Below are 11725 nucleotides of genomic sequence, written 5' to 3' on the forward strand. Positions count from 1 at the left end.
ACAACTCCTATGTTGAAGCGCTGGATCTCGAACGTAGCACTTGTGGTCTTTGCCATCGGTGTCGCCGCGATCGCGAATGCCGATCCTCTAACCGACCGCGGGATCGATCCCAAGACACTGGAACTTATGGTTTCCGAATTGTCAACGGATCTGCGCTATACCCGGTTTGCCGAAATCGAGATCCGTACCGCGGAAGAAACCCTTAGCGATCGCGTGTTGATTGAATTCGATCCCAGAACCCCGTCGGGGATCGATCTGGTCCTGAAGTTCGACAAGCCGACCCCGACGACCGCCTCGACCCGCCGGTTTCGCAGTGTCCTGGAAGCCAGGATGCGGCTTCAGCACGAAATCAGATCGCTGGATCTGTCATACGACCCTGAAAGCGTCCGGCTGGAATCCTCCAACGGGTCAACCGCCGTCTACACGTTTCGCTACAGCCCGTTTGCGCTGGCGCAAGACATCGCGTGGATCCGCTTCCTACAGGGGCGGATCTGGGTGGATGGCGACCGCGTAACCCGGATTGTTCTGACGCTAGATGAAGGCCGCACCTTCCTGCACGACGGCACCCGCGTGTCAGACTACACGCTGGATGTCCGTTTCTCTCGGGCGAAGAACGAAACAGATGTTATCCAGGATTCGGTCAACGTGATCGTGGCAAGAGATTTGTTCCTCGGCCTGGTGCCAAATGGCGGGCAGTTTGTCACGACGGTTCGGACAACTGCGATCAGCTATGTCGATGAGGACGGAAACGACGTAACACCCAAAAGTGCCGCAGCTCTGAGACGCGTGGACCTCGCCTCGTTCAACAATCCGGTGCGGGTGAACATTGACCGGACATTCCCGATCTTCGGCAGGCAGGCCAGGGCGGCCGGCTACGAGTTTCCCAAGCCGTTCGGCGTCAGCGTGATGTACAACGACATCACAACAAGGTTCACTTTCTCAAGCTTTGAAATCAATGGGATACGCGAGCCGATCGAGGCAATCTTCAAGCCCAACGGGTCAGGCATCGACATCCACGCGAAATCACCCCAAGTCCGGATCGACTGGTTTCCGTTTCCATTCCTGAACCTAATGGGCCTTTTTGGCAAGCTGGAAGCCACCGGAAGCCTGAAGATCCGGACGACCGGTCTTGGTCAGCTGGTTGGGCTGCCTCCAATCATCGAAGAACAAATCGACATCAATTCCACTGTGGTCGGTGGCGGCGCAACGCTCGCGGGGGGCTGGCGCAACTACTTCGCCTCGGTCACCGGAACAGTGTTGACCACAACAACCGAAGAAGCCGGCACAAAAGCGACATCACACTTGATTGCGCCCCAGATCGGATACTATTTTCCGCGGCATCGCCTGCGCGTGATGATCGGTGCCGACTGGCTCAAGCTCGACAGCCAGATGGCCGGAACCATTCCCATTCCGGGTGGCCCCAACCTGAACTTCAACATCGGTATGGAGCATGAGGAATGGGCCGGTCGGTTTGGCATCTACAAGCAGATCGGAAACAACATGGAGTTTACCCTTACCGGCACCTATGGCGACACCAGAGAAGGTTTGACCGCGATGCTTGGTACCGTTTCTGAGGTAAGCGATCCCATAAAGCAAACCCGGTTCGGGCAAGTCCGAGGTTTTTCCCCGACAGCGGACTGGCCCTTGCCAGAGCGTTGCCAGATGCCGCGCTTTCGGGCATTCAAGCACTTTCCCGGCTGTTTTGGCGCCAGACTGCCAGGCCGCCAGATCTTTTTTTCATCCCATCCTGTAGCCTTGTCACCTATTCTACCCGTTCAATGAAAGCTCCAGGCACAGCAATCATCGCAACGATACTGGCGGCATTGCCGCGTCCACAGCGCAGAAATCAGAGATACAAACCATGGCAAGTGAACAAAGGGCTGCGGTGAAGGTAGACATCGCGTTGCAGGGCGGCGGTTCCCACGGGGCCTTTACCTGGGGCGTGCTGAGCAGGCTTCTGGAAGAGGACTGGCTTGACATCCAGGGCGTCTCGGGGACCAGCGCCGGGGCGATGAATGCCGTCGCTTTGGTTCAAGGGCTCCTCGAGGGTGGAAACCCGCGCGCGCAGGAACTGCTTGAGAAATACTGGATGGACGTAAGCCGGGCTGCACGGCTCAGCCCGATCCGACGCGGTCCGCTGGACAGGTTTTTGGGTCGCTGGTCGCTGGACTATTCTCCGACCTATCTTGCTTCCGAGATTTTCGGGCGGTTGCTTTCGCCCTATCAACTGAACCCGGCCAACGTGAACCCGCTGCGGGACATCGTGGCAAAGTGCTTTGACTTCGACCTAGTCAACGGATCCGAGGACATCAAGCTTTTCTTGTGCGCAACGAATGTGCGGACCGGGCGCCCCAAGATTTTTCGGCAACCGGACATCAGCGTCGACACGGTCATGGCATCGGCCTGCCTTCCAAAACTGTTCAAGGCTGTGGAGATCGACGGCGAAGCCTATTGGGATGGCGGATACATGGGCAACCCGCCGCTTTTTCCCCTCATTGACGAAACCACGGCCCGCGACGTCATTCTTGTCCAAATCAATCCGTTCGAGCGGGACGAGATTCCTACGACGGCCGCCGAGATTGACAACCGACTCAACGAAATCACGTTCAACAGCAGCCTTGTCAAAGAGCTGCGGGCGCTCGGTTTCCTATGGGAGATCATCCACCATGAGAACCTCGACCGCGAGGCCTACAGGGATTCGCGACTTCACGTCATCGGCGCCGAACGCGATCTCTGTGGCCTTGGCGCATCCAGCAAGCTGAACGCCGAGGAGGCGTTTCTGCGCCACCTGTTCGACATTGGGCACAAGGCTGCGTCGGATTGGCTGGACGAGAATGCCGCCCATATCGGCGTACAATCGACATGGACGCCACAGCCGCTGTGGGAAGAAAGCCTTGAACCGGCGCACCTTGAACCGGGGACCAAACGAAAGCTGCCGTTGTGAGTTACGAATTGCTGGGCATCCTGCTGCCCCTGATCCTTCTGATGTACCTTGCCTTCAAAGGCATCACGTTGCTCATCCTGGCGCCTTTGATGGCCTTGCTTGCGGCGATCCTGACCGGTGGGTTACCGCCCATCGCGGCCTATACCCAGGTTTTCATGATGAACGCGGCCGACTTCATCTTTGCCTTCTTTCCCCTGTTCTTTCTGGGGGCCATCTTCGGCAAGCTCATGGACGACAGCGGGTCCGCAAACGCGATTGCGCGATGGATCGTCGCAAAGCTTGGCAAGGGCAACGCGATCCTGTCCGTGGTCATCTGCTGTGCGGTTCTGACGTATGGCGGGGTGTCGCTTTTCGTGGTGGCCTTTGCCATCTTTCCCATCGCCGCAGCGTTGTTTCGTGATGCGGACGTGCCCAAACGGTTGATTCCAGGCGCGATCGCCTTGGGGGCATTCACTTTCACCATGTCAGCGATGCCGGGCACGCCCGCCATCCAGAATGCCATTCCGATGCCGTACTTCGGCACCACTGCCTTTGCCGCGCCCGGGTTGGGCATCTTCGCCGCGATCATCATGTTCGGCCTGGGTATTGCCTGGCTCAATTTCCGCGAGCGGTCGGCGAGAACAAGCGCAGAAGGATACGGCGCCCACGAGGACGCCGTGCCCGAGCCTGACAGCATCATGCGGGCGCAAACGTCAAACGAAGGGTTTGATGTAAACGAGATTGACCCCGCCGATCCTGACCTGACCCCACCGGGGATCATCCTCGCCACGGCGCCCATCGTGATCGTGGTGGCGGTGAACCTGCTCTTCGTGTCCTTTCTGCTTCCCCATCTCGACACCGACTATCTGGCCAAGCCACTTTTTGGGGAAACCTCGGTCGAAGCCGTGGGTGGTGTCTGGGCAATCGTGGTTGCGCTGACCACATCCATCCTGTTCTTGATTGCGGTGAACTGGCGGCAATACCGGGACCTGCGCGAAACGCTCAACAAGGGGGCGGATGCGTCAGTGCTGCCGATCTTTAACACGGCCAGCCTGGTGGGTTTCGGTGGTGTGGTCGCCGCCCTGCCCGCTTTCGCCCTGGTAACCGAAGCCCTGATGTCTGCCAGCGGGGGAAACCCGCTGGTTTCGGTTGCGATGTCGGTCACGACCCTGTCGGCCATGACGGGGTCCGCCTCGGGCGGGATGAGCATAGCGCTGGACGCGCTCGGCGACACTTTCCGTACCATGGCGGACAGCTCGGGCACCTCGTTGGAGGCCATGCACCGTGTGACTTCGGTCTCTTCCGGCGCCTTGGACGCGCTGCCCCATAACGGGGCCGTCATCACGGTTCTCGCGATCGCGAAACTGACTCACAAGGACAGCTACTTCGATATCTTTGTGACTGCGGTCGTCATTCCGTTCCTCGCGCTGGTCGCCATCATTCTTCTTGCCGGCGCGTTCGGAGGGTTCTGACCTACAGCGGGAAGAACACTGGTGTGATCGCGACAGCAATCACACCCACAAGAACGGTCAGCGGCAAACCGATTTTCAGGAAGTCGGCAAACCTGTAGCCGCCCGGTGCCACGACCAGTGTGATCACCGGCGTCGACACCGGGGTGGAAAAGGCCGAAGACGCTGCCAGCAGGACACATATGACGAATGGATACGGCGACACTCCCATGGTCTCGGCGGCGGTCACGGAAATCGGTGCGACCAGAACTGAGGTCGCGGTATTGGACAGGACCAGCCCCTGGGCCGCTGTCAGGAAGAACAGCATTCCCATCATTGCCCTTGGCGAACCGTCCCCCACGAAAGAAATCAGCGCGTCTGCAACAAGGTCCGCGCCACCGGTGACCTGCAAGGCATCGGCAAGGGGCAGCATGCCTGCGATCAGAACGATGCTGCTCCAGTGGATCGCCCCGTAGGCACGTTCGGGCGAAATGGTGCGAAACAGAACTGCTGCGATGGCCGCCAGCAAGACGGCCACAACCACCGGCACCAGGCCAGAGACGCTGAGGACAACCATCATGACCAGAATGGCCAGGGAACTCAGGTATTTGTCCGGGACCAGCGGGACATATTCGCGCTCGGTTGGCAAGTGCAACAGCACGAAATCATGGTTCAATTCGGCGAAGGCGTCGATGTTACTCACCGGTCCGGCGATCAGGATCCGGTCACCGGCCTTGAGTTCGGTACGAAACGGGTCGTCCAGACGGTCTTCGCCCCGAAGCACACCAATGACATCGACACCGTGGATATCGCGAAATGCGTATTCCGAGACCGTGCGCCCAATGATCCGGGCCTCCGGATGGACAAGCATGTCGGCCAATGCCACGCCTGTGCCCCATTCCGTGGTCTCTTCCTCGATCACGCCGACAACGCGAAATGCGGATTGATCCGACAGTATGGCAAGCTCTGCCGGTTCCCCGACAACCAACAGGCGTCCCTCGTCATCAGTTCCATTTCTGGAACGAAGGCGTCCGCCTTGCGTTTCGGCGGTCGCTTGCGCGCCAGAACGCGCGCGATTATCCCACTGAAGATCGAGCGGAGGTCGGATTGAGGTTTGTGAACCACCGAAACGAGGTAAAACTTGTCGAGTAGCGCGAAAGTCTCGAGCAGTTTCAGGGACGACGCCCGCCGTGACGCCGTGCCTTCGCTCGGTCGTTCAGCCTCGACCGCCGCGTCGTCTCCGGCCAGCATGGGCCGCGCAATCGTAAGGCTGTAAAGGATCGCGACCACTAGAACAAACAGCCCGATCGGGAAAAAGCTGAAGAAGCCGAGCGGCTCGTATCCACCCTCCTGCAAGGTATCACTGACGACGAGGTTGGGTGCCGTCGCGATCAAGGTCAGCATTCCACTGATCAAAGCTGCATATGACATCGGAAGCAGCAGGCGCGACTGATGGAGACCGGTTTTGGCGGCAATGCGCAGGATGATAGGGACGAAAATCGCCACGATGGCCGTAGAACTCATGACAGATCCCAGAATGCCGGCACCGACCATGAGGAAAACAAGCAATCGAGTCTCGCTGTTACCCCCGTAGCGCAGGATCAGGTTTCCGATGCTGTGCGCAATACCGGTGCGATCCAGCATTTCACCAATGATCAGAAGCGCGGCCACCATGATCACGACCGGGCTGCCAAATCCCGACATCGCCTGGCCAGACGCCAATATGCCGGAAAGGATAAGCGCGATCACGACGATCAGGGCGACCAGATCTTACCTGACCCGGTTGCTGGCCACCATCGCACCGGCAACCGCGATCAGAACGAAGACCAAGGTGGCTTCGGGATTCACGGTGCTTCGGCCCAACATTATCTAAGGTTCACTGGCGTCATCCAGGTGGCTTTCTGTTCCAAACCGTTCCAGACTTGAAACGCATGTAGCCATAGTCAAACAAGGCCTGCATGTATTCCGGATCGAAGGGTTCATTCAAAGGCGCGTTGAAATCCGGGCCGATCCACGTGGCATTGTACCTGACGCCCTGGCGCTGCCCGATGGCGTAGGCCACGCCCAGATCGACCGCGCCTTGATACTTGATGAGAGTGGCGAGCGAGCGTTTCGAGATATCGGCGATACCGGGCTTTGTGATCTCGGCCTCGGGATCAATCTTGCCGTTTCTGATTGCATACAAAGTGGTCCCTTCGGTAAACCGGCTTGGAATGCGCCATCCGGGAACAAACATGGATTGCGAAACTACGCCACCATCGACATGAAGCTCGTCACGAATTCCCAACGGTGTTTCGACATCGATCAATACCGGAGGAAACACGCCGGGCATCGCTGCGGATGCCATCAACGCATCCTGAAATACCTTCCGCGCGTTCGGAGCGCCACTGGCAGCAATTCGACCAAGATCCCATAGCACCGGGCGTTGGGCGTCCAGGCTGACCGTCTGGATCACCAAGCGGCGACCCCGGCGGTGCTGCACGGCGATTTTTTCCAGGAATTCGTCGGTGACATAGTCTTCCAGCAACCGACGGAGAGGTCCCGAGCTTTTTACGGACGCCTTCGAAAAAATCTGGGTGATCGGGCGGCGCTCAAAGATCTGTTCCGGCGGCAGGCCGCCGTAAAGTCGTTTGAGTTCGTCATCGTAGTCAGACCCCAAAAAGGCGAATGGGGCGGCCAGGGCGCCCGTAGACACCCCGGTCACGTTCATGAAAACCGGGCGGGTTCCGGATTCGCTCCACGCCGTCAGGATACCCGCAGCATAGGCGCCGTTTTCTGCCCCGCCGGACAGTGTAAGGTCGGCATGCCGGTCCGGCAGTCCGGCCGCTCGCGCTTGCTGCTGCCGTTCGGTCAGAAGCTCGTTGATGTTGGGTGGCGTGTCGTCGGCCCAGAAGCGGGCATTTTTGATACCTGGAACCTGCGGGGCTTCAAGCTCTCTGATGCTGACAGGATCTCGAGATATAGTGGTTCCGCACGCGGACAGTATCAGGGAAACAAGAACGATGACAAGAATTCTCATCTATGCCTCCGGTGGAGTTTCCGGGTTTCGGGGTGCATTCTCATCTCTTCTTTGACGGCACCATCTCGGTGCTCGACGGCACGAGATCGGTGTGGGAGGTCTGCTCGGCATGGGACACCGGTTCGGAGGACCGGATGTGGAACCCGAGGTAGACGACGAAACTGGACATGACCGCGAAGTTCACCCAGTGCATTGCATTGTCGCCAAAAAAACCCGTGAAGACGCTTGTGATTATGGGCCCCGCGATCGATCCCAAGGTCCAGACAAACAGCATGGTCACCGCCGCGGCCGAAACATAGACCGGGACCGTTCTGTCCATCGCGTGTGCTGTCAGCAGAGAATACATGGTCAAAAGGCTGCCACCGAGAAGAACCATCAGGATCATCAGAACAAGGTAGCCCGGCGAAAGATAGTCGAACTCGATTTCAACGGGCTGCGCGTCGGCCAGGAGAGCCATGGCCAACAGCACCGCTGCGCATATGGATGACGTGATGAAGATCACCACACGCCGGTCCACTTTGTCAGACAGGCTGCCAAGCGGGTACTGGAACAGGACCCTCCCCAGGTAGATCGCGCCGATAATGTAGGCAATGTCGTGGACATTGATGCCCAGTTGAGAGGCGCTGTAAGGCGCCACACTCAGGATCGTGGTGGACACCATTCCCATGGCGATCACCCCGAAGACAGCTGCAGGCGCGTCCTGTAACAGCCCTCTGACACGAACCTTGGCCTTGGATCCGGGGTCTGGCGGGTTCGTTCGGGTGGAGGCAATGACCACGGTCGAGAAGCAGTAGATCAAGGCCACGAGAACGAAGGCATCGTCGCTTTCTTCCGGGACGAGAATGACAACGGCCTGGCTGAGAACCGAAACAATGCCGACAACAATTGCGTAGATGGCCAGCACCCTGCCCCGCGAGGACTTCTCGGCCGTTTCGTTGATCCAGGCATCCCCGATGGAAAACAGGCCCGCCGTGGCGAGCCCCATCAGGAAACGCAGAAGAATGAGAAACGAAACACTGTCGACCTGCGAAAACAACAGGATAGCGGCGGTTGTTATCGCTGCGCCCGCCGCAAATGCGCGAATGTGCCCGATATCCGCGATCGACTTGGCGACGACAAAACACCCGACCAGAAAACCGGCCGAGTAGGCCGACGCGGCAAACGAAGCTGCTTCCTGCGACGCGCCGGACTGGGCAAAAGCAAGAGGCACAAGCGTGCCTGCGGCTGCCGTCGCCAGCTGAATGGACGCCATCGCGACAAAAACCGACCGCAGGGTCACAAGTTGTTTGTTCAGGGACATTTGCGCATCTTTTCTAGTCCTGTATTCGTCTACGGTAGCTTGCAGACTATGGCCATTCCGAAAGCCGATCAAATTTCGGGCCCGGACGCCTTTGCCCGATCCCGTTTCTGCATTTCTGCATTCGACAACCCAAAAAGCCTGATCGGCTCGCTTCGGCCTCGCAGCTTCTTCGGAGGAAACTCCACCCAGTCTGCGGCGTCCGCTCCTGCCGCAGACAAAACCGCATCTGACACGGCCACTTGCAGGTTTCGCTGCTTGGCAAAGGTCTCGATCCGTGAAGCCTCGTTCACGACGCTGCCAAAGACCCCGAACTCCAAGTAGTGCGCGTCGCCAATCGCGCCTGCGACAGCGGTTCCGGCATGAAGCGACATGACAACGTTGATCCTGGTTCGCCCGGCGCCTTCGCGTTCTTCCGACCATCGTGACACCGTGGCGGATATGCCTTCTGCGGCTTTCAACGCGTGTTGCGCTGCCCGCTCCATTGACTCGTTCAGGCCGAACACGATCATCGCGCCGTCGCCGATGAACTTGTCGATGACGCCGTCGTGCTCGGTAACTTCCCTCTCGATACGGGACCTGAATTCGGTCAGCAGTTCAGTAGTCGCATGGGCGCCGATGGCCTCGGATATCTCGGTGAACCCCCGGATGTCGACAAACATGACCACGATCCAGACTACCCTTCCCTGGCGCAGTTCGTCCAGTTTTCTGTCGCTGAGGTTTCCTGCAAGTTCAGGGGAGAGAAACCGCGTCGCGTTGCGCTCCCGCTCTTTTTGTTGGGCCACCTCATAGGCCAGCCTGCGGGCGCGCCACACGACAAGGATACAGATGATCCCGATCAGAACGACCAAAAGGAACCGGACCGCATTGCTCATGGGAGAGTGGTTCTTGGTGAGGTAGACGATGTCCGCGTCAGACAGACTGTCTTCCATTCCAACCAAAGTGACGAAGAACAGACCAGACACGAGGCAAAGCGTCAATGTCACCTGCAACACCGGTCGAATCCGGATCAACTGCGAGACCAGCACGACAAACAGGAAGAACGTCGCTGGCGCCGCGAAGGCCACGACCGATCCGGCATAGTGAATCCGGGCGCCGAAATGCAGGTTGCACAGCACGATGCTTATGTCCGCGATACCGAACGCCCAAGACATCCAAAGCCTGTAGTAGCCGAGTTGCACGACCGAGATAGACGCAACACCGATCAGAAAATACGAAAACACGATCCACGCGGCCAGCAGCACATCGCCCGCTTCACCCTCGGAAAGGATGTTAGCCGAAACCGTCAGGACAACAATCGTAAGCCCAATGATCAGCGCGGCGGAAAGCCTGATCACTCCGATCAGCTTTTCCGCACTCGCGTCTGCACGCGCTATTGCCGCGTCAGCAAAAGAACTGGACTGCGCGGCGCCAAGTTCGATTTTATCGACCGGTTTCCAAGGCAGGGGCTCTACTCCAAAGGCCAAAACACAACAAAAAAGCTTGCGATCCCGAGGTCTAAGCCCCGCAGCACACCCAAGCCTTGAGGCCTCCCTGCCCCCAGTTTGGTGGCTCTTCCCCCAGGCCTTTGGACTGGTCTTGCAGTTCGGATCGCGTCGCCTCGGCGGACATGAGTATGTTTGGTACTATGTCCGGTCACAAGGTGCGCGAGACACTGAGCCATTTTGGCTCAGCGTCGCTTGTCAAGTATGGTCTGCGCGGGCAGATTGGGATGGAAAACGTTGGTCTAAACGGAAATGCAGCTTGCGGTTCCGCCGATGTCTTATCGAGGGATTGCGATGCATATCAAAAGCTTAAGCCTCTTCTCTGCACTGGTTTTCTTCGCACAGGGCTCAGTGCTTGAAGCACAGGAAAGCACCGGTTCGGCACGTCCGGCAAAGGTGTACACGGTTGTTGAAACCGACACGTTGTATCAACGTTCCTATCCCGCGATAGTGTACCCCTCTCAGGAGGTGGAGCTGTCCTTTCGGGTCAGCGGGCGGATCGTGGAATTGCCGATCAGGGCCTCCATGAGCATAGCGCAAGGTGACGTCGTCGCAAAGTTGGATACCCGCGATTTCGAGGCCGAGGTGCGGCGGCTGGAAAGCCAGATGGACCAGGCAAAGGCACAACTCATCGTGCTTCGCGTCGGTGCCCGACCCGAAGAGATCGCCGCCCTCGAAGCCGCCGTTGCAGCGGCACAAGCTCAGCTTGATCAGGCTCGGGATGATTTTGAAAGGACTCAGCGACTGGTCGAACGCGGCGTCGCGCCGGCCTCGCAGTTCGAACAGCGGTTGGCGGCCTATCGCGTGGCTCAGGCGGAACTCAGATCACAGCAGGAACAGTTGGCCATTGGCCGCAGCGGTGGACGCCCCGAAGAAATTCTTGCTGCCGAAGCCCAGTTGCGCGGGCTCGAAGCCCAGGTTCAAAGCGCTCGTGACAACCTGTCCGACACCACGTTGCGGGCACCGTTCAGCGGCACCATTTCCAGCCGGTTTGTCGAGAACTTCCGCAACGTTCAGGCAGGCGAGGCGATCGCCCTGCTTCAGAACCTTTCGACCGTGGAAGTCGGCTTCGATCTTCCGGGCGCGGACATCATTGCCATGTCGGGTCTCGACATAGAGAACGTCACCAGCGTCGTCATCTTCGAGTCGATGCCCGACGTCGAAGTCCCTGCAGAACTGGTCGAGTTCACAACTCAGGCAGACGCCGCGACCCAAACCTACCGGGGTCGATTGTCCGTCACGCCACCTGACGGGATGATCGTCCTACCGGGGATGGTCGCGCGGGTCATTTCGCGCGCCAACCGTCAGCAGGCGCCTCAAATGACTGTCCCGCTCTCCGCCCTGGCTTCCAGCCCGGACGGATCCACGTTCGTGTGGCGCGTCGACACCAGCGACAACACGGTGTCACGCCAGCCTGTCGAGCTTGGCGACGTGTCGGAAGGCGGCGTCGTCATCAATACCGGGCTCGAGGCCGGGGCCGTGGTTGTGACCGCAGGACTGAGTGGTCTTCAGGAAGGCATGGCGATCCGCCCCATTTCGAAGATCGGCGACTAA

9 protein-coding genes are annotated in these 11725 nt (G+C 58.8%); 4 read left to right on the forward strand and 5 right to left on the reverse strand.

Annotation, left to right across the window (positions count from 1 at the left end; all coding sequences use genetic code 11):
• The first annotated feature begins 12 nt into the window (after positions 1–12).
• The 3 genes from ACR0NY_RS07655 to ACR0NY_RS07665 all read left to right on the forward strand — a co-directional run bounded on the left by ACR0NY_RS07655 (position 13) and on the right by ACR0NY_RS07665 (position 4395).
• Positions 13–1782, forward strand: coding sequence for a hypothetical protein (locus ACR0NY_RS07655; protein WP_170368203.1), 1770 nt, complete (start codon positions 13–15; stop codon positions 1780–1782).
• 79 nt (positions 1783–1861) lie between these two features.
• A complete protein-coding gene (locus tag ACR0NY_RS07660) occupies positions 1862–2944 on the forward strand; it encodes a patatin-like phospholipase family protein (protein WP_170368202.1) in 1083 nt (360 codons plus the stop codon).
• On the forward strand, positions 2941–4395 hold the full coding sequence (locus ACR0NY_RS07665) for a GntP family permease (RefSeq protein WP_315901672.1): 1455 nt from the start codon (positions 2941–2943) through the stop codon (positions 4393–4395). The genes ACR0NY_RS07660 and ACR0NY_RS07665 overlap by 4 nt, the downstream gene beginning before the upstream one ends.
• A gap of 1 nt (position 4396) precedes the next feature.
• Here ACR0NY_RS07665 and ACR0NY_RS07670 read toward each other — a convergent pair whose 3' ends face one another.
• The 5 genes from ACR0NY_RS07670 to ACR0NY_RS07690 all read right to left on the reverse strand — a co-directional run bounded on the left by ACR0NY_RS07670 (position 4397) and on the right by ACR0NY_RS07690 (position 10024).
• A complete protein-coding gene (locus tag ACR0NY_RS07670) occupies positions 4397–5359 on the reverse strand; it encodes an SLC13 family permease (protein WP_170340466.1) in 963 nt (320 codons plus the stop codon).
• On the reverse strand, positions 5290–6138 hold the full coding sequence (locus ACR0NY_RS07675) for an SLC13 family permease (protein WP_480771284.1): 849 nt from the start codon (positions 6136–6138) through the stop codon (positions 5290–5292). Before ACR0NY_RS07675 ends, ACR0NY_RS07670 begins: the two co-directional genes overlap by 70 nt.
• Before the next feature lie 118 nt (positions 6139–6256).
• Positions 6257–7390, reverse strand: a complete 1134-nt coding sequence (locus ACR0NY_RS07680) for a patatin-like phospholipase family protein (RefSeq protein ID WP_170340462.1) — start codon at positions 7388–7390, stop codon at positions 6257–6259.
• Between the two features lie 40 nt (positions 7391–7430).
• Complete coding sequence (locus ACR0NY_RS07685; RefSeq protein WP_170368201.1) at positions 7431–8690, reverse strand: MFS transporter; 1260 nt, start codon at positions 8688–8690, stop codon at positions 7431–7433.
• A gap of 68 nt (positions 8691–8758) precedes the next feature.
• Positions 8759–10024, reverse strand: a complete 1266-nt coding sequence (locus tag ACR0NY_RS07690) for an adenylate/guanylate cyclase domain-containing protein (RefSeq protein ID WP_170368200.1) — start codon at positions 10022–10024, stop codon at positions 8759–8761.
• Between the two features lie 441 nt (positions 10025–10465).
• Between ACR0NY_RS07690 and ACR0NY_RS07695 the strand changes: the two genes are divergently transcribed.
• Positions 10466–11725: an efflux RND transporter periplasmic adaptor subunit gene (locus ACR0NY_RS07695; protein ID WP_170368199.1), complete on the forward strand. Its 1260-nt coding sequence runs from the start codon at positions 10466–10468 to the stop codon at positions 11723–11725.

The sequence above is a fragment of the Ruegeria sp. BJ5 genome (genome assembly GCF_056537865.1).